The sequence below is a fragment of the Flavobacterium anhuiense genome (assembly GCF_900101855.1).
GTDB classification, from domain to species: domain Bacteria; phylum Bacteroidota; class Bacteroidia; order Flavobacteriales; family Flavobacteriaceae; genus Flavobacterium; species Flavobacterium anhuiense.
In genome coordinates this window covers 288,395-309,343 of sequence record NZ_FMVC01000007.1, presented here as the reverse complement: position 1 = coordinate 309,343, position 20,949 = coordinate 288,395, and the positions used below count along the sequence as shown (strand labels likewise).

General features: G+C 35.6%; 12 protein-coding genes. 1 reads left to right on the top strand and 11 read right to left on the bottom strand.

What is annotated here, in order from left to right:
• Positions 1-42: 42 nt before the first annotated feature.
• The 10 genes from BLP44_RS18895 to BLP44_RS18850 form a co-directional block, all read right to left on the bottom strand.
• Positions 43-2,454 (bottom strand): glycoside hydrolase family 2 protein, encoded by a 2,412-nt coding sequence (locus tag BLP44_RS18895; RefSeq protein ID WP_091135182.1) that lies wholly within the window; start codon positions 2,452-2,454, stop codon positions 43-45.
• 62 nt (positions 2,455-2,516) lie between these two features.
• A complete protein-coding gene (locus BLP44_RS18890) occupies positions 2,517-3,689 on the bottom strand; it encodes a glycoside hydrolase family 88 protein (protein ID WP_091135180.1) in 1,173 nt (390 codons plus the stop codon).
• A 278-nt stretch (positions 3,690-3,967) separates the two neighbouring features.
• Positions 3,968-5,488, bottom strand: a complete 1,521-nt coding sequence (locus BLP44_RS18885) for a RagB/SusD family nutrient uptake outer membrane protein (RefSeq protein WP_066034270.1) — start codon at positions 5,486-5,488, stop codon at positions 3,968-3,970.
• Between the two features lie 206 nt (positions 5,489-5,694).
• On the bottom strand, positions 5,695-8,697 hold the full coding sequence (locus BLP44_RS18880) for a SusC/RagA family TonB-linked outer membrane protein (RefSeq protein WP_091135178.1): 3,003 nt from the start codon (positions 8,695-8,697) through the stop codon (positions 5,695-5,697).
• A gap of 215 nt (positions 8,698-8,912) precedes the next feature.
• Entirely contained in the window at positions 8,913-13,004 is a 4,092-nt protein-coding gene (locus BLP44_RS18875) for a two-component regulator propeller domain-containing protein (protein WP_091135175.1), read from the bottom strand.
• Between the two features lie 127 nt (positions 13,005-13,131).
• Positions 13,132-14,760, bottom strand: a complete 1,629-nt coding sequence (locus BLP44_RS18870) for a hypothetical protein (protein ID WP_091135313.1) — start codon at positions 14,758-14,760, stop codon at positions 13,132-13,134.
• Between the two features lie 244 nt (positions 14,761-15,004).
• A complete protein-coding gene (gene uxuA, locus BLP44_RS18865; protein ID WP_091135173.1) occupies positions 15,005-16,189 on the bottom strand; it encodes a mannonate dehydratase in 1,185 nt (394 codons plus the stop codon).
• A gap of 30 nt (positions 16,190-16,219) precedes the next feature.
• On the bottom strand, positions 16,220-17,032 hold the full coding sequence (locus BLP44_RS18860; RefSeq protein ID WP_066034275.1) for an SDR family oxidoreductase: 813 nt from the start codon (positions 17,030-17,032) through the stop codon (positions 16,220-16,222).
• 133 nt (positions 17,033-17,165) lie between these two features.
• Positions 17,166-17,828: a bifunctional 4-hydroxy-2-oxoglutarate aldolase/2-dehydro-3-deoxy-phosphogluconate aldolase gene (locus tag BLP44_RS18855; RefSeq protein WP_091135171.1), complete on the bottom strand. Its 663-nt coding sequence runs from the start codon at positions 17,826-17,828 to the stop codon at positions 17,166-17,168.
• A 2-nt stretch (positions 17,829-17,830) separates the two neighbouring features.
• Entirely contained in the window at positions 17,831-18,280 is a 450-nt protein-coding gene (locus tag BLP44_RS18850; RefSeq protein WP_008467583.1) for a NanQ anomerase/TabA/YiaL family protein, read from the bottom strand.
• Between the two features lie 121 nt (positions 18,281-18,401).
• Here BLP44_RS18850 and BLP44_RS18845 point away from each other — a divergent pair, with 121 nt between their 5' ends.
• A complete protein-coding gene (locus tag BLP44_RS18845) occupies positions 18,402-19,472 on the top strand; it encodes a LacI family DNA-binding transcriptional regulator (protein ID WP_317040797.1) in 1,071 nt (356 codons plus the stop codon).
• Positions 19,473-19,654: 182 nt separating this feature from the next.
• Here BLP44_RS18845 and BLP44_RS18840 read toward each other — a convergent pair whose 3' ends face one another.
• Positions 19,655-20,824: a DUF4861 family protein gene (locus BLP44_RS18840; RefSeq protein ID WP_091135167.1), complete on the bottom strand. Its 1,170-nt coding sequence runs from the start codon at positions 20,822-20,824 to the stop codon at positions 19,655-19,657.
• Positions 20,825-20,949 lie beyond the last annotated feature (125 nt).

Here is a 20,949-nt window from a genome sequence, read left to right as displayed (position 1 = left end):
GCGTGCCTTGCGAACTTTTCCTTTGCGCTCTTCGCGGTTAAGTTAATTAATTGGAATCTTCAAGTATTCTCCTTTAAAGCTCTGATTTAATGCCGTCATTTCAATCGGATTACCGGAACCATCGGGAATTACTTCGATAGAAGCCTTTCCGTTTGCCATTCTTATCGATTCGCTTCCAGTTGGTGTTCCTTGATTTTTTAGCGTTTTTCCGCCTTTTAAACATTGAAAATAAACACTCGCTTCATAATCCAGACAGCGTAAATTATTATTGTCAACTGCAATGGCGGTAACTAAATAATTGCCGTTTTTTAGTTTTTCTGATGATAATTGCAGCGAAATCGCCGTATCATTTTTATTGAAACGATAATTCACTTTCAATGTATCAGAAACCGTTTTTCCTTCTTTTGTTTTTCCGACGGCAACTAAAATATTTTCTCCTTTCGTAAAATTGACATCCCAAGTTAATCCATTCGCAGGATACAGAGAAAGATTCTTTTGTTTTTCTCCTAATGATTTCCCGTTATGGAAAAAAGTCACTTTCTCGCAGTTACTGAAAACGCTAATCGTTCTCGGTGTGTTTTCAGGACCTTGGCGCTCAGTCCAAGTGTGTGATTCAATATAAGCAAACGGTGCTGTCGCCCAATAGCTTTTAAAAACATAATACGCATCTTTCGGAATTCCGTTTCGGTCTGTCAATCCTTTTTGGTTCATGTACGGAATATCGTCTTCTGGTCTCAAAGGCGTTGCAAAATCCTTAAATGCCCATTGAATATTTCCCACAAACGTTGGGTCATTCTCGGATATATGCAAATGCCAGTCAAATAAATCAACGATATAGTTTTCGCTCCAATCGCCAATTTGTGCAATGTTAGCTACTTTGGTCTGAACAATCGCTTCTTCCCAACCTTCGGCTTTTATTACATTTTCACCTGTAATTGGGTTTTCGCTATGACGTCCAACATGACTATCTCCGCCATATTCAGCATGAATAAAATGTTTGTATTCTTTCTTATAAACATCAATCGCTTTTTGGTAGCTTTTATAGCTTCCAGAATACCATCCAGACCAGATAGAAGGAGAGAATACATCTACAATATGCGAGCCCTCGTAATATTTTCTGATAGCGGTTTTGCGGGTTGGATCCATTTTATGGGCGATGTCGTTTAATTCCGTTAAAAATTCATTCGTTTTCTTATCGTTATCGCCATCAGGAAAATCAGGAAGCCAATTGATTTCATTGCCTAAAGACCAGATAATAATACTTGGATGATTGTAATTTTGATTGATAATTTCTGCCAGCATATTTTTGGTATTGGTTTTCCAAACGTCATTTCCAATTCCGCCGCGACACCACGGCAATTCATCCCACACCAAAAGTCCAAGTTCGTCACAGGCTCTATAAACTTCCGGATCTTGAGGATAATGTGCTAAACGAACAAAATTGGCTCCCATTTCTTTGATCGATTTCATATCTGCCCAGTGCTGTTCGTTGCTCATAGCGGCTCCAACACCAGCTTGTTCCTCATGTCGATGCGTTCCGCGAATCAATAAACGTTTTCCATTCAAATAAAAAGGGCCATGATCTTTAAATTCAAACCATCTGAAGCCAACTTTTTCTGAAATACTGTCTTTAATCTGATTTTTTTCTGATAAAACAGCAGAAAGTCTGTATAGATTTGGTTTTTCAGTATCCCAAAGTTCGGGGTTTTTGATGTTTTCAAAAGTGATTGTTGAAGTTCTATCTGTAACCAAAACGGTTTTGCTCGCTACTTTTTTCCCTTTCGGATTTTTAAGCGTTACAGTTAAAGATAAGTCCTTTGAATTGTCAGGATTTACAAAAGAAGAAACAACTTGTAGAGAAGCTTTTTTAGCAGAAACTTCAGGAGTTGTAATTTTTATATTTTCGATATGATTTTTGTATTTCGAAACTAGCCAGACGTCGCGCGTGATTCCTCCATAAATGAAGAAATCGCTTTTTTGAGACGGAATAATTTCGATATCATAACTATTATCCACACGAGCAAAAATATCGTTGTTTCCTTCTTTTATGAAATTCGTAATATCAATAGAAAAACCAATATAACCGCCAATATGCGATCCCGCTTCTTTTCCGTTGACATATACTTTTGTGGTTACATTCGAGCCTTCAAAGTATAAAGAGTAAACTCTGTTTTTATCGATTTGCGGAATATTTAATTTTTTTTGATACCAGCTTGCATCGCGTCGGTAACCTGGATTTAAGTCGGTTGCATCTTCGGCATTCCAAGTATGCGGTAAATTTAAAGAAGTCCAGTTGGAAGCTTTTTGCGCTTCGTTTAATTTTTGAGTATCATTTTCTAAATAAAGCCAATTGTCGTTAATGTTCATCTTTGTCTGAGCAAAACTGCTCAGACAAATCTGAAACAAAACAAAAAGTGCAAAAATTGAAAATGTATTAAAGTGTAATTTATTCATAATAAGGCTTTTTTAGGTTTAAAGGCAGAGAACCTTTGCACCTTTGTAACTTTGTCCCTTTGTTACTTTCTTCTAAGAAGTGCTTCCAGAAAATAATAATCGGCGTAAATTATTGGTTCGTCAATTTCGTCATGTTTTGGCCAGTTTCCAGTACTGTGATTAAATAAGAAAGGTGCTTTGATTTTAGCATCTAAAATATATTTATCCGTTTGTACTGAAGTCATCAGTTTATCGGCAAAAGCCAAATAACTGTCATTTTTTGTGTAACCATACAATTCGTATAGGGCAGACGCAATCACCATTGCTGCAGAAACATCTCTTGCCGAATTTGGAATGCTAGGATCTTTAAAATCCCAATACGGAATTCCGTCTTCTGGCAGGTTTTTATTCGTCATAAAAAACTTCGCTGTTCCTTCGGCTTGCTTTAAGTATGCTGGATCTTTTGTATATCGATATGACATCGTGAATCCGTAAACTGCCCAAGCCTGACCGCGAGCCCAAACCGAATCATCATTGTATCCTTGAAGAGTCGTTTTCTTTCTAACTTCGCCTGTTGTTGGATTATAATCAATAACATGATAGCAGGAATTGTCTGCTCTAAACTGATTTTTTAAAGTGGTATTAGCATGTTGAATCGCAACGTCACGATATTTTGGATTTCCTGATATTTTGGATGCTTCAAAAAGCAATTCCAGATTCATCATATTATCAATGATAACTGGATAATCCCAAATTTCTTTGTTGAAATCCCAAGAACGAATCGCGCCCACTTTTGGGTTGAACCTTTTGCATAAAGTTTCGGCGCCTTTTACAATTACCGCTTCATATTCTTTCTTGTTTTCCACTTTCAGCGCTTCTCCAAAACTGCAAAACACTTTAAAACCTACGTCATGCGAATTGCTGTTGACACTTTCCTTTTTGCTGAAAGGAGTCCATTTTTGAGCTTGTTCCTTATATTTTGAATCGCCTTTCAATCGGTACAATTGCCAAAGATTTCCAGCAAAAAAACCGCTTGTCCAGTCTCTCGAGGGCACTTTGCGAATTTCGAGAGTTTTGGTATTCATGCTTCTCGGCATTGACATGGAATCTACTGGATAATCCAAAAGCATTTTGTAACGCGTTTCGAGTAGATTATTTGCCTCTGTTGTGCTTTTTGTTTGAGGTTTAACCCCAGATTTGCAAGCTGTTGCCAGCGATGCAAACCCAAGGATTAAAATGAAACTAATTTTATTCATATTACTAATTAATCTTTATTTTTAGTTTCTATACTAAAATGTTAGACGCGGATTGTACGGATTCATTATCGCGAAGATGTTGATCTAAACTTTTTCTCTCGCAGATTTTGCAGATTTGCAGATTTTTTTGTCTCCTGCAGATTAAAAATGTTTTTAATTTAATCTGCTCAAATTGTTAAATCTGCGGAAACCAATTAATCGTAACTTAAAAAAAAACGTTTAAATCAGCTCCCGATAGCGAATCCGTTTCATCCGTGTTCAATACTAATTGTGCTGATTTAATAACCAGGATTATTTGGTTTGAGATTCGGATTAATAGCCAGTTCTGTTCCAGGCAACGGCCATAAATAATCTCTGTTTGGATCAAAATTGGCATGTGGTTCTAAACCATTTGGTCCAAATACTTCTGGTCCGATTTTAAGCCTTTTGATGTCGTACCATCTCACATATTCAAACGCCAATTCTAGTCTTCTTTCGTCAATAACCATTTTTCTGAAATCGGTTTGAGAAAGTCCTGGCGTTACATTTGCCGGAAACGAAACCAGTTTTCCAGCTTTATTTCTCGCTCTTGCACGAACGCGATTCACGTAACCATCAGCTTCAGTTGTTCCGGGATTAATTTCGTTTAAAGCTTCAGCTGCAGTTAGTAAAACTTCTGCGAAACGCATTGTAATGTAATTGTGCTGAGAAGTTCTTCCATTCGCTCCAGCTTTCCCCGGAAAACGGAAATATTTAGCAATATGTGGACGTGGCGCTTTTTCATTGTCGCTTGAAGGATAAACCTGAAGCGATCCGCCTGGACCTGTTTTCTTTCTGATAATGGTATCAAAACTTACGGCTCTTCTATAATCTCTCTGATCCCAAGTATTGAATACTTTTAATGACGGAACAGCAACAGAAAATCCTTGTCCGTAACTATAACTATCATCTTTTAACGATCCTGTAAAAAACGCGGTATAATCTTGACCGTAATTTCCAGAAGTCAAGTTGTTAAAGTCAATTGTAAATAAAGGTTCTTTTAAAGAAGCTGTTTTGGTAGCATTGAATAAATCCTGAAAATCAGCATCAAGACCTAAACCAAATTTGGCTTCGTTTGTAATAACAAATTTGGCTTCGTCGTACGCTTTTTGAAAATTTCCTAAAGTCAGGTAAACAGAAGCCAAATACCCTGCAGCAGTACCTTTTCCAGGAACAGCTTTTACTTTTGGTTTGTCATCTAGCCATTGTTTGGCAAATTCCAAATCGGCAATGATTTTTGGGTAAACGTCTGCCTCTTTTGTTTTGCTAAGAGAATTTACTTGATTCACATCATTTACAACAAAATCAACATAAGGAATATCTCCAAATAGGCGCACTAAATGATAGTAGGCAAAAGCTCTTGCAAAATACGCCTGAGCCACAATGGCATTTACTTTTGCTGGATCTCCAGGTGTTTTTTTAGCACCTTCAATGGCTTGATTTGCCGCGGTAATAATTACATAAGATTGTGGCCAAAAGTTAGCTACAAGTGCATTGGTGTCATTCATCGACATGTCGTTTACGTCAATACGTGCAGCCTGAGTGGTTCTATCGCCGATGTCAGCCATATCATCACGAAGCATAAGGGCAATTGTAAATTCTCTTCCCCAATAATTATTGTGGGCAATATTAGCGAAAGCTCCATTTACAGCAGCTTGCAAATCGTCTGTATTGTTGAAAAAGTTCTCTGGACGAATAATTCCTACTGGTTTTTCTTCCAGATCAGAACAGCTGAAAAACGCCATTGTTCCGAAGCAAAGAAAAGCTATATATTTTTTCATAGTATTTTTATTAGAGCTAATTGGATGTAATTAATTTTAACACATAGAAGCATAGATTTAAAACTCTTAAAAAAGGCGTTTCACTTATTTAAAATACACATAGTGAGCTATGTGTAAGAAACCATGTTTCTTTTTGTATTCTTTTTTTAACACATAAAATCTATGTTTCTATGTGTTAAGTTATTAGATCCAAATAGGTTATTAGATTAAAATTTTAAATTGAATCCTGCTGTAAATGTTCTTACGTTTGGATATCCTCCATAATCCAATCCTAAATTGGTATTACTTCTTGAGTTGGTGTCATTTAAGTAATTCGTTTCAGGATCTGTACCTGGATAATCTGTAATCGTCCAAAGGTTTTGCGCGCTGATGTAAAAACGAACTTTGCTTAGGCCTATTTTTGACACAATTTTTTCATCTAAGCTATATCCGATAGAGATGTTTTTTAAGCGAATATAACTTCCATCATAAACAAATCTTGAAGTAATTCTTTTGGTTCTAGCCGCATTTGCAGGAACATTTGTATCCGTATTAGTTGGTGTCCAAGCATCTAAAACTTCAGTTGTAGCATTGTTGTTTCCAGAAGCCAATTCCATCAGAGTATAGTTTAGGATTTGATTTCCTTGCGAACCTTGAAAGAAGATATTCAAATCAAGATTTTTATAGGTGAAATCATTGTTAAATCCGAAGATGAAATCTGGATTTGGGTTTCCAATGATGGTCTTATCCTGAGAATCTAGTTTTCCGTCGCCATTGTAATCTCTGAATTTTTCTCCTCCAGGAGCCGTTTCAAAGTTTCCTGGTAATACCGTTTCTCCTTGTTGAATTACACCATCATAAATAAATCCGAAGAAAGAGCCAACCGGCTGTCCAACTCTTAAAATCTGTGACTCAGTCGCTAAGAAATGCCCAGGCGCAGAGTTGATTAAAAGATCTTTATTATCGGCTAATTTTAATACTTTATTTTTGTTTGAAGAAATATTAAAGTTGGTTGACCAAGTAAAATCTGCACCAATGAAATTTCTAGTGTTAATACCCAATTCCCATCCTTTATTTTCTAATTCACCTACGTTTTGAAGCTGAGAAGCAATTCCAGAAATTCCAGGAAGTGGTCTGTTGAACAACAAATCTTTGGTAATTGTTTTATAATAATCCGCCGTTATGCTGATTCTATTGTCAAACAAACCTAAATCAATTCCGTAATCTTGCTGATAAGACGTTTCCCATTTTAAATTCGGATTATCTAATGAAGTCAACTGAACCGCATTGGTAATCACGTCACCGCTTACATAATAGATTTCAGAGAATCTAGAAAGAGTAGAGTAGGCACCAATTGAAGGATTTCCTGTTGCTCCGTAACTTGCTCTTAATTTTAAGTTTGAAACCGTTTTATTGTCTTTTAAGAAGTTTTCTTTGCTAATGTTCCATCCAATTGCTCCAGAAGGGAAAGTTCCGTATTTGTAGTTTTTACTAAAGCTAGAAGAGCCGTCTCGTCTTGCTGTGAAGGTCAGTAAATATTTATCAGCATAATCAAAATTCAACCTTCCGAAAGCAGAGATTAATTCCGTTTCAGATAAGCCAGAATCCGGTTTTAAGAAAACTGTTCCTGCTCCTAAATTTCTATACGAATTGGTATTCGTTAAAAAACCTCTTGAAGCGGCATACGAATTTTCGTTTTTGTTTTTTTGATATGAATATCCTCCCAAAACCGTCAGCATTCCTTTGTCGATAATTTCACGTTTGAAAGTCAAATAATTCTCTGTTAGGAAAGAAGAAAATCGTGTATTGTTTACAGAAGCTTCTCCTTTGATGTTTTTTCCGGCAATTAAAGTTGAAGGAATAAATCTCCCAGTTTGCGAATTACTATCGGTTAAACCTAAAGTGGTTTTAAAATCTAGATCTTTTGTAATTTGATACTGTGCAAAGAAATTGTTTCGGTTTGTAACAGAAACGGTTTCCAAGATATTTTCCATTGCAGTTGCGTACGGATTATCAATATCATCACCAATTGGAGCTGTTGTCGTGTAAGTTCCGTCAGCATTATAAATTCCTTTATCAGGCATAAAGCGATACGCCGATGCGATAACACCCGCAGCTCCAGTTCCTCCAGCGCTAGTCTGGCTTACAATTCCTTCTTTGTTCTGTTTGCTTGTAAAAGTGTTTAAGCCCACTTTGAATTTTGGAGATAAATCAGCTTCAAGATTTCCTACGATTGTGTATTTGTCAATTCCTGAATTGATTACAACACCATTTTGATTGAAATACGTTCCAGAAACATAATATCTTATATTTTCAGATCCGCCAGAAAAAGACAATTGTGAATTCGAAATCATTCCATCACGATAAATTACATCTTGCCAATCTGTATTTGCTGGACCTTGAGTATGCGTTGTAAAACTTTTTCTGTAAGCTGCAAACTGGTCTGCATTTAATAAATGCAATTTGTTATTTACCGATTGGACAGAAGTCGAATTGCTAAACTCAATTACTGGTTTTCCTGGTTTTCCTTTTTTTGTCGTTACCATAATAACCCCGTTAGAACCTCTTGATCCGTAAATAGCAGTTGCAGATGCATCTTTTAAAACCTCAATAGAAGCAATGTCCTGCGGTGCTGGCATAGAAACGCCTGCAAAACCGTCCACAACAATCAGAGCATCTCCACTTGCATTAATTGAAGTTCCTCCACGAACTCTGATTTTTACAGGAGCTCCAGGTTCACCACCGTTATTGGTCATTACCGAAACACCCGCAGCACGACCTTGTAAAGCCTGCTCAGCATTTAAAAGAGGAAAAGCAGTCAGTTCTTTTGCTGTAACAGAAGATACAGAACCTGTTATGTCGCTCTTTTTACGTGTTCCGTAACCTACTACGATAACTTCGTCTAGTGCTTTTGTATCTGGTTTTAAGCTTACATTGATTACGCTTTTGGTTCCAACTGGAACTTCAACCGTTTGAAATCCGACGAAATTGAAAACTAAGACAGCATTTTTTTCTCCTACAATCACAGTATAATTTCCGTCCATATCGGCAGAAGCGCCTACAGAAGAATTTTTGATGTAAACATTGGCACCAGGAAGTCCAAGTAAATCTTCACTAGAAGTTATTTTTCCAGTCACTTTTCGTTCTTGTGCGTGCATCACGATATTTATCAGTAAAAAAGATACCAGTAAACACCATTTAAACGATTTGTTTGTTTGGTTTGTAAACATTCATTTTTTGGTTTTAGAGTTAATAAGTTAGATTAAGTAGAAAAACAATAAACTCATTCCGATGACGAGAATGACAAATAAAATTTGAAGCACTAAGTAATTCGTTTTTTTGATTTTCATATCGCAAATGTAAAAGCCGAAAACGATATAGAAATACAAAAAAGGGTATCTAAAAATACAGATACCCTTTTTAAACCCTTTAAAACCGATGATTTTTAAAGTACAGCTGAAGATTTATAAAATTTGTCAGCGTATTGAGAAGGCGTTTCGCCGTACTTTTTCTGAAAGCATTTGCTAAAGTATTTCGGATTGTTGAAGCCTACTTTATAGCTGATTTCAGAAACGGTTAACTTGTTTTGCTCTAATAATTGAGCCGCACGTTTTAATCTTATTTCATGAATAAATTCATTTGGAGTGCAATTCGTCCATGCTTTGATTTTTAAAAATAGCATGGTTCGGCTTACGCCTAATTCTGAACAAAAAAACGGAATATCAAATTGTTCGTTTGAAATGTTTTCTTCCACGATTTTGAAAGCTTTTTTCAATAGTTCTTCGTCCAATGATGAAACCGTTATTTCTGACGGAATAAAACTGTCCTCGCTTGAGAATTTGATTCTTAAACGTTCTGTGGTGTTCAAGAGATTTTTAACACGAAGCTTAAACTCCATTAGATTGAATGGTTTACTGATGTAATCATCCGCACCGCTTTCTAATCCTTCAAATTTGTAAACCAAAGATGATCTCGAAGTCAGCAGAATAACAGGAATATGGCTGGTTTTGATGTTTTCCTTTATTTTAGAACACAATTCAGTCCCTACCATTTCTGGCATAATGACATCGCTGATAATCAGGTTTGGAACAAATTTTAATGCTTTTTCCAGAGCAATTTTACCATTTTCAGCCTCAATAATATTGTAATCTTTTTTCAGAAGGTTTTTCATGAATTTTCTCAGAACCTTGTGATCTTCAACCAATAAAATTGTCTGTTTTTCTTCATTTACAATTAAATCTTCGATGTCTTCATGTTCGATGACTTCCGAAGGTTCCAATTGCGCTTGGTATTGCTCAATATCGTCACTAATTTTAAAATCAGGAATGATTTCACTGTCCAGAAGATGTTCGCGTCCCAGCGGTAAAGTCACTTTAAAAATTACGCCCCCACTTGGTTTATTGGTAACATCGATTTTTCCTTTATGCAGTTCTACAATGTTTTTTACGATTGAAAGTCCGATTCCAGTTCCTTTATTATAGTTTTTCTGAACCTGATTGTGTGTTGGAACTTCAAAAAATAAATCAAAAATTTTGTCAATATGTTCTTCTGATATTCCAACGCCAGAATCTTCAACTGCAATGAAAAGATTCTGCTGATCGTGATTGATTTTAATATTTATCGAACCGCCTTTTGGAGTATATCTAAAAGCATTCGAAATCAGATTGTAAAATACACGTTCGAGTTTATATCGGTCAAAATAAACCAGAATTTCTTCGTTTTCGGTTTCAAATGTATAATCGTAACCGCCGTCTTTCGCATATTCTATAAAGGATAAAAAGATTTCTCTAGTAAATTTGACAATATTTCCGTTTGCCGATTCAAGCGTAACCTGATGATTTTCTAGTTTTCTGAAATCCATTAAACGGTTAATCAAACTCAGCAAATGATTGGCGCTGCTTTCAATCACCAGAAGCTTTTTGTACATTTCGTTAGTTCCATTATAATCAGAAAGAATTTGCTGTAATGGTCCTAAAATCAGAGTCAATGGCGTTCTGAATTCATGCGAAATATTGGTAAAGAAATCCAATTTCAGCTTGTTGTTTTCTTCAATTCGCTGTGTTTCCAAATATTCCAGTTCGAGTTTCTGTTTCAATCTTGCTTTCGATTTCATAATCCAAATCAAACCATATAGACCTAAACCAATTACAATTCCATACAACATAAATGCCCAAATGCTGCGCCAAGGAGCTGGATTTACAATAACAGTCAATGTTGTCGGATTCTGATTCCAAACGCCATCGTTATTGGCACCGCGCACTTCAAACGTATATGTTCCTGGATTTTGGATTGCAAAATTGGCTTCACTGTTTTTAGTTGTTGTCCAGTTGTTTTCCAAACCGGTTAAACGATAACTGTATTGATTGTTTTTAGATCGAATATAATTCGGAATCGCAAAACTGATCGAGAAATTGGCCTTGTCATAATCCAAAGTAATCGTTTTGGTAAAACCAATGCTTTGTTCTAAAATTCCATCTTTATCGTGCGCATGAACAATTTCGTTTTTAATCTTCAAATCAGTAATTAAAACCTGTGGAGCATATTTATTCAAGGAAATCTTTGTGGCATCAAAAAATGTTGCTCCAGACGGACTTCCAAAATAAAACTGATTGGAACTTAATTTTAAAGCCGAATTATCATTAAATTCATTACTCGCCAAACCGTCTTTCTGGTCGTAAATAACAACCGTTTTCTTAATTGTATTATATTTTATAATTCCTTGATTGGTGCTAATCCATAGGTTTTTATCATCATCTTCTAAAATAGAATGTATAGAAGTGATAACCGTATTTCCAAATCTCAAATTGATTCGGTTGAATTTTTTTCCATCAAAATAATGCAATCCTTTTGCTTTTGTCCCAACCCAAATTTTGTTTTGAGAATCTTGAAACAAAGTCAGAATATCATCGCCAGACACAGTCGAATGATCGTAAAAGAAATGCTGAATCGTATATTTCTGCGGATTGAAATTTTTGAGCGGAATTCGGTTCAAACCATTTTGAGTTCCAACCCAAAGAAAATTTTGCTTATCGACTAAAATCGTGCGCAGGATATTATTGGTAAGGAAAACTGGTTTGGTGTTATCATTTCCAATAGCACCAAAGGTTTTGGTTATGGTGTTGTACCGAATTAAGCCTTTGCCGAAAGTTCCAATCCATAAAATTGAACCTTCAGTTTTAAGAGCATAAACACCGCTGTCTTTTAGTAATTCGCTTAAATCTGAAGAAATTCTGTTATCTTCAATTCTTTTAGAAATGGTATTGTAAGCTGATAAGCCTTTCGAAAAAGTTCCACTCCATAAAATATGATCATCAGAGAGGCACATCGCTTTGATATCATTTTTATTCGTTTGTCCAGTTTTGCTGTTGATGTAACTTACAGACTCAGTATTTCTATTGTAAATCGTAATTCCGCCTCCTTCAGTCCCAAAATAGATATTCTGGTTTTTGTCGGCAATTATCGAACTTACCACATCAAAACTCATCGGAATCTTTTTCGAATTCTGATTATAATTAGAGAAATTGACGTTTGAAACATCCCAAAGATTCACACCTTTGTAATAACATCCAATCCAGATTGAACCTTTTTTATCCATAAAAACGGACTTCACTTTGTCGATTCCGTTATTGTTATTGCTATTATTTATTTTCTGAAGGCTTTTATCTTTTCCAAGAATATAAATTCCGTCATAGGCGCCAACCCATAAAGAGCCTTGATTGTCAATTACTAAAGATCGAATATCGGTATTGATTTCGAGGTATTTTTCAGCTGGCAAAAAAGAAACAAAAGCTTTTTCTTTTGGATTGAATTTTAAAAGGCCTTTGTTTTTTGTTCCCACCCACAAACTGCCGTCTTGGTCTTCAATAACCGATTGAACGTTTAATAAATCAGTTGTGTTTAACGGATAATTTTTAAAGAATAATTTTCCGTTCATTCGATTTGTCAGCTTACATAACCCTTTTGTCGTTCCAATCCAGATTTGGTCTTCTTTGGTTTTTAAAATGCTGAGAATATTATTGCTGGGAAGAGTAGAAGTATCATCATCTGAATGAAAAACAGAAGTAAATAATCCTGTTTTTTTATTGTAAATAGTTAATCCTTTTGAAGTTCCAAACCACATTTCGCCACCAATTTCTCTGATGCTCCAAACAGCGTTATTGCTTATCGTATGATTTGCTTTCGTATGAAGATATCTCGTAAAACGGTTCGAAACAGGATCATAACAGTTTAAACCATTATAAGTTCCCACCCAGATTTTTCCTGCGTTGTCTTCTTCAATAGCTAAAATATCATTGTTGCTAATCGAATATTTATCTGTAGCATCATTCCTAAAAATCGTAAAACGGCTTCCATCATATTTATTCAGACCATCACGCGTACCAAACCACATTTGTCCAAATTTATCCTGATGAATGGCAATGACAGAACTCTGCGAAAGCCCGTCAGTAGTAGAAAAATTTTTAAGACGGTATTTATTTTGGGAAAAGATATTTCCGAAAACAAATACAAATAATAAAAGAGCTATTTTATGTTTCATAGCGCACAGATTTATGTTGTGAATTGAGTTTCTCGCAAAGTCGCAGAGTCGCAAAGTTTTCTTTTTTCAAGTTTTTTTTTAATTTTCTCTTTGCGTCTTAGCGACTTTGCGAGATTAAAAAAGAACTTTATTTCAATCGCTTTTTTAATTGATAATCGTACAAAGAAGGAATCTTCTCAATAGGGACGTTTAAAAATTCAATATATGGATCGATGCCATATTTAATTTCAAATTTCGTGTTTCCATGAACGCCAATGATTCTGGCTAAAGCGCCGTCTTTCATTCCGTACAGTAAAACCGGTTTTGATTGATCTGTATTTTCAACCTGTATGTTTAAATTCCAAAAAGTGCTGAAAGGCCCGTGAGAAGGTTTCCAATAATCAGCGCCGCCGCCTCCAAATAAAGAATAACTATTATTTTTATCGGCTTTTAGATGAACCGTGATATTGTCAAACAAATTTTGATGATTAGCTCCTGAATGCTGATCTAAAACAGGATCTGTAAATATTTCGCAGTTTTGATACACATTTTTAGTCGCAAAAGTGTTGAAACTTAAAGGATGAACCGCTGAATTGTAGATCTTTAGATTTTTAACCAAAACATTATGTACGCCGCCTAAAGTTACTGTATAATGCGCCAAATGCAGTCCATCGGTTGTAACATCTTGAATGGTTACGTTAGAAACTTCTTCGGCTAAAATTCCGCTGTCAGCATTGGTAATTTTAACATCTTTCACCCATGAATTGAATAATCGGGTTAAGAAAATCCCATTATTTCCGGGTTCTACATGATGCGCCACCCTCGGAATGTCAGGGAACGTAAAACGAAGCTGTTCAATTCCTACTTCATTTAAATGTTTCCATTCAACCAATTGCGCTTGATAACTCGGTTTTATCGAAATAGTTAAAGGTGTTTTTAAAGTGATTTTAGAACCAGAGATTTTAGCGATTTCAACCTGCTGCCTTACAATAGGAAGCTTTGGAAATTTCCAGTGGTGCGAACCTGGTTTTACTTTAGCGCCTTGATACAAATCCTTGATGATTTCGCCGTTTTCGCCATCCTTATTGAACAATTGCAATTCGACAACATCGCCAACTTTCAATCCTTTTACATCAGAAACCGTAATAATATGTTCGCCCATTTTTCCCGAACTGACTTTAGCCAACGGATTAGATTCTGGTTCGTATTTATCTAAATATGATTTTACACGCTCACCCGGAACCTGAGTCCATATAAAACCTCCAGACCACGCATATTGCGAAAAAGGAAGATCAATATTATTTTCTGGCTCTCGCTGTCTTTTGTCAAATGTGGTCAAGTATTCGCGAAGTTCAGCCAAAACATCAGAATCTTTAAGATACATCATCGGTCTTGGACAATAGATTTCAGATCCGTTTTCAGCAGAACCAGCGCCTCGAAGTACAAAATTGCTTCGTTCGATGTAGAGAATTTCACTTAAAATAATACGTCCTGCTGGCAATTGTACGATTACATTTCCCTCAATAGCATTGGCAGCTTTAAAAGCTTTTAAAAGTGCTTTTGAATCGTCTAAATTGTCATTGGCTTTTACACCAAAATCTGTTGCGTTAATGATTTTTCCATTAGTTTGAGGAATGGGACTTTCGCCAAAACGATATCCTGCGTAACTAAAATCAGGCAGATAATTGGTTTTTGAAGTAAGAATTTTGGGTATTTCCTGCGCCAGTAAAGTGTTTATAAAAAAGCCACAGGATAAAAGAATGGCTTGGCGAATCATGGTTTTGTGGTTTTTGTGGTTAGTTAGTTTTTTTGTTTTTGCCGCTAAGGCGCTAAAGCACGAAGTTTTTTTGCTTGAAGATTTACTGTTTTTTTTTGTCATCCTGACGAAGGAAGGATCACACAAGAAATTCCTCAAAGAGAATCGAAAATCTTTGTCGAGCTTCTAGTGTGATCCTTCCTTCGTCAGGATGACAAACAGAACTTAAAAACTTCCCGCCTTAGCGCCTTCGTGGCAAACAAAATTATAAAGATCGTTTAATCCCTATTTCAAGTCCGCGCAATTCTGCCAAGCCTCTTAAACGCCCAATCGCAGAATAACCCGGATTTGTTTTTTTCTTTAAATCATCCAGCATTTGGTGTCCGTGATCTGGACGCATTGGCAAAGTGCTGTTGTTTCTTTTCTCTACTTCCAAAATTGCTTTTACAACTTCGTACATGTCAACGTCGCCTTCGAGATGGTTTGCTTCGTAGAAACTCCCTTCTTCGTCGCGCTGTGTGCTTCTTAAGTGAATAAAATTCATTTTATCGCCATGACGTCTTACCATTCCAGGCAAGTCATTATCAGCGCGAACACCGTAAGAACCTGTACACATTGTAAATCCGTTTGATTTAGAAGGAGCAGCATTCATTAACTCAATCAAATCTTCTTCTGTACTTACGACTCTTGGCAAGCCTAAGATTGGGTAAGGAGGATCATCTGGGTGAATCGCCATCAATACGCCTTTACTTTCAGCAACGGGAATAATTTCTTTTAAAAAGTGAAACAGATTATTTTTTAAAGCCTGTCTATCAATATGATTGTAAGCACTTAAGGTTACCAAGAAATCTTCAACTGTATAAGCTTCTTCAGCTCCTGGAAGTCCCGCTAAAATATTTTGCTGCAATTTTACTTTATCTTCTGGAGTCATGGCTTCAAAATAGCTTTTTGCTTTTTGTTTCTGCTCTTCAGAATATTCGTTTTCTGCGCCTGGCCTTCTTAAAATAAACAATTCAAAAGCAGCAAAAGCATTGATATCAAAACGTAAAGCTTTTGAACCGTCTTCAACCGTATAAGAAAGATCTGTTCTTGACCAGTCTAAAACCGGCATAAAGTTGTAGCAAACGCATTTGATGCCGCATAAAGCTAAATTTCTGATGCTTTCTTTATAATTTTCAATGTATTGCAAATAATTTCCAGTCTGCTTTTTAATGTCTTCGTGAACCGGAATACTTTCTACAACCGACCAAGTCAAACCAGAAGGGCCTTTTTTAGGGTCTCCATCTTCATGTTCGATTTCAACTTTTCGTTTAATAATTTCATCGACGCTCCAAACTTCTCCGTTTGGAATATGATGTAAAGCCGTTACAATTCCAGTTGCGCCAGTTTGTTTGATGTCTTGTAAAGAAACAGGGTCATTTGGTCCGAACCATCTTAATGTTTGTTCCATTTTGTATTATGTTGTTTTGTGAGTTAGTTTTTAAATGCTCGTTGCGGCAAATCCGCCATCAACTTTTAAGATAGTTCCCGTTACGAATTTAGACATGTCACTGCATAAAAATAAAAGAGCACCGTCAATATCTTCTGGAGTTCCAAATCTTCCCATTGGCGTATGATCGATGATTTTTTCGCCTCTTGGCGTTAGTTTTCCTTCTGGAGTTAACAATAAAGCGCGATTTTGTTCGCCAATAAAAAAACCTGGAGAAATAGCATTTACACGAAGTCCTTCGCCATATTTTTGAGCCAATTCGACCGCCATCCATTGTGTGAAATTGTCGATTGCCGCTTTTGAAGCAGAATAACCCACAACTCTTGTTAAAGGTCTTTGCGCTGAAGCAGATGAAATGTTGATGATATTTCCTGATTTCTGTTTAGCGAAAAGCTCAGCAAAGACCTGAGTTGGAAGCATAGTTCCAATAATATTCAAATCTATAACTTTTTGTAAATCATCGCTTTTCATATCATAAATTGCTTGATCTGGCTGAATTGTTGCGCCCGGCATATTACCTCCAGCTGCATTGATTAAAATATCTAAGCGGCTGTATTTTTCAACAATTAAGTCTTTTACTTTTTCTAGTTCTTCTTTGTTTAAAACATTTGCTTGAACAGCAAATGCTTGTCCGCCGTTTGCTTCGATTGCTTTTACTGTGTTTTCAGCTTTTTCTAATGATTGCGAAACGATTCCGACAACAACGCCTTGCTGCGCCAAAACATTTGCAAATCGGCTTCCCAGAACACCAGCGCCGCCTGTTATTAATGCAATTTTTCCTTTTAAATTAAATATTGAATCCATTTTAATTTTTAATTTTCAATACTTTAAATCCTAAATTCCAATTTGGAAATAAAGTACATTTTTATATAATTAATTTTTATTTTTTTTGATTTAGTTAGTCTCCCAGTTCAAACTGGGTTTTCAAATTTGGAATTTATTTTCTGATAGTTTCAATCAGTTCCAAAACCCTTTTAGTTTCTTTTTCGATGGTTTCGTAAGCGCCGTATTCCATTACTTCTTTACTAATTAATTTGCTACCCATTCCAACAGCAGAAACACCAGCGTTAAACCAAGTTTCAATGCTTTGTTTCGTAGTGTCAACACCGCCTGTTGGCATAAAGATTAAATTTGGAAAAACATCTTTTATGGCACTCATAAAATCTGATCCTAAAATATTTCCGGGGAAAAGTTTGATGAATTTTACACCAGCATTTTCAGCCGCAATAATTTCTGTCGGAGTCATGCAGCCTGGGGCGTATAGAACTTCTTTTGCCACTAAAAACGAAGCTATTTCAGGTACAAATCCAGGACTTATAAAAAAATCAGCACCAGTTAAATAATACGTTTCTGCTTGGGCTAAATTTTTGATGGTACCAATTCCTAAAAGCATTTCAGGCATTTCAGCATTTCTTACTTCAATCATTTTTTTGAAGTTTGAAAGTGCTTCAGAGCCACGGCTTGTATATTCTACAGCCCTGATTCCTGCATTGTACAGTGTTTTTAAAATGGCAATGCTTTTGCTTTCGTCAGCATTAAAATAGAGCGGCAGCATTCCCTGTTTTAAAATGACATCTATAGAGTTCTGAATACTGCTCATAATTATATTTTTACTTTAATAACAATTTTTTTCAGTGGACCGCTTCCAATCATAGCCGAATGAACGTCTTCTGGAAACAGGATTGTAAATTGTTTTTCTTTTATTTCAAAAAACATATCTGGTTTATCATGAAAGAAACGAACATCTCTTTCGTCATTATAATCTCCATTTGGACTGATGCATTTTTCTCTAGGTTTCCATGCAAAGGTTTCTGGACCAATAATAGAAATCTGAATATCGATGTTTTTATCATGACATTCAAAACCTTTAATGCTTTCTTCCCTCGTGCTTCCTTCGCCAACAATTACGATAAGTTTTAAACCTTCGCCAATTTCATAAGTGCCTTCTTCAAGATTGGCAATATCATTTTGGTTTACATAATCAAAAGCTTTTTTGAAATTGGGGTGCAGACCGTAGTATTTTGCTGCATTATGTAATGAGTCTATTATCATTTTGTACGGTTTTTATTTTGGTTTTTTGATGTTATGTGTATATTTGCGTGTGCGTACACGGTATTTTACAAATGTATGCAAAATGTGATGTAAAACAACTTATTTTTGACAAAATAAATTAATTTTACCCTACTGCTTTTATATTTTTAACTTAAAAAGAATCAATATCATAACAATTAAAAAAATTGCCGAATTAGCTAATGTCTCTGCTGGAACAGTGGATAGGATTATACACAAACGCGGACAAGTGGCTCAGGAAACCGTTGACAAAGTCAATGCGATTATTGAAGAATTTGGCTATACGCGAAATATTCTGGCAAGTAATCTAGCGCTGAATAAGAAATTTCATTTTGCAGTATTCCTTCCAAAATCTGAAACATTAGAATATTGGAAAAGTCAGGCAGAAGGTATTGAAAAAGCAGCTTTGGAGTTTAGCAAATTTGGAATCGTATTGGACTACTTTTTTTACGATTACAATCTGGCATCTTTTAAGGAAACGGCTCAGGAAATAATGAAGTTTGATTGTGACGGTTTGCTATTTGCTCCAATTTTTTATGAGGATTCGGTTCGATTTTTAAAAGAATATGAAAAGAAAAATATTCCGGTTGTGATGATCGATTCGAATATTTCTGAAGAAAACCAGCATGCTTATGTGGGTCAGGACGCTTTTCAGAGTGGCTATTTAGCTGGAAGATTAATCAGTTTTGCCGTGAAAAATGAAAGACAAGTTCTGATTTTTAAAATTACCCGCGAGATTGAAAGCACTTCGGTTTATCAGCAGCGCATCAAAGGATTTTACTCTTATTTTGAAGATCATAACGAATTGACTCATTTTAAATTCTCAGAAGTAACTTTGAAAGATTCAGGAATTGATCAGCTGAGTTTGGAAATGTTTTCTGGAGTAAACAGTGTTTTTGTGCCCAATTCAAGAGCGTATATTGTAGCTCAGTTTTTAGAAAAAAACAATATAAAAGGTGTTCGAATAATTGGTTTTGATTTGCTAAAAGAGAATATCGAATATTTAAATAAAGGCGTAATTGATTTTTTAATCAATCAAAGGCCAGAAGAACAGGGATATTTGGGAATTAATTATTTGTATAAAAAAATGGTTCTTCAGGAAGAAACAGAACGAACACATTATATTCCGCTGGAGATTATTTTGAAGGAGAATTATTTTCCTGTAAAGCGATAGTTGTTTGCCACAAAGACACTAAGGCGTGAAGTTTTTTAAAACAAAAAGAGGCGAACATAGCCCAAGGTTTCAACCTTGGGAAAGGTATTGTGATTTACATTGCGTTCCAATGGTTGAAACCATTGGTTATCTTCATCCAGAAAACAAAATCTTTGTGCCTTAGTGTCTTTGTGGCAAAACCATTATTTCTTTACCTTCACAATCAAAGGATTATTGATCTTCTCAGCAAAAGAACTCAAATATTTTTCCCATTCCTGTTTAGTTTGAAACGGACTTCCTTTTTTCCATCCAAAACCAACATAATAAATGGCTTTATTGTTTTTTACTGAAATATTTCCATAGAGATTGCTTAAATCTTTTTCATCAGTAATGTGATTGTCAAAACTTAACAAAGTGTTTTTTGGAGCAACTAAACCTATTCCGATTTCAGAATCGTCAATGGGTTCCCAATAGCTCAACCAACCTTCTTTTAGATTTGTGCCAATAGTTCCTTTTTTATCGTGAAGCGTTAATCCAGCAGCAATTTGTTTGGTTCCTGTAATATTGATTTCAAAACGCGAAAGCTGGCTTCCGTAATCTAAATTGATTAATTTCGATTCCGTTATTTTATTTCCTTTTGCATCCCAATCTGCATAAGTCAAAATAAAACTAGTTCTAATTGGCCCCGTTGTAATAGTTTTCCAGCTGATAAAATTTTTAGAAAAATAATATTTTCCGTCCACATTTACAGCAATTCCGCCCACACCACGGCTGTCACCAACGTGAAAATTATCCAAACCTTCACCGGTATCTTTATGATACGTTCCTGTTCCGTTAGTAGCTTTTTCGTACCATTTATTAATGATTGGATAATCGACTCTTTTTAGCCACGCATCAATTCCGCTAGTTAACGTTCCGCCAGGAATTTTATCTTCCACCATTTTTTGAGCTACAGGACCATAAGTTCTAAATGCGACTTTGTTGTTTTCCCAAGCATAATCATCTGTGCGTTCTGGAACAAAGCGAGAATAACAGCTGATTTCTTTTGAAGCCGAAGGATTTGTTCCAACTATAACTTCAAAATCCTGTTTTGAAGAAGCTTTGATTTTAGGCTGAAAAAGCAATACATCTGCTTTTCCGTCGCCATCATTATCTACTGTTTGAGTTTCTAAGAAAGCATTGCTTCCAATTTCTTTTACGGCATAATTTTCAAGTTTCGAATCTGCATGTAATCCAAGTGATTTTTTAGTCAATTCGATAGTTTCAAATTCTCTGTCAACTTTCAAATTGTTGGTAACGGTAATGATTTTATTCTGAGAAAAAGCAGCAAAATTAGCTGTCAGAATGGTTATGATAAAAAGATGTTTTTTCAAAATTCTCAGTTTTTTAATATTTCAAAAATTAGATTTGATAGACTATAAAAGTACAAATCAAAACGGAATTGAAAATACAGAATAGGGGTAATTCTGTACATAATTTTGAAAATGAGCAGAAAAGC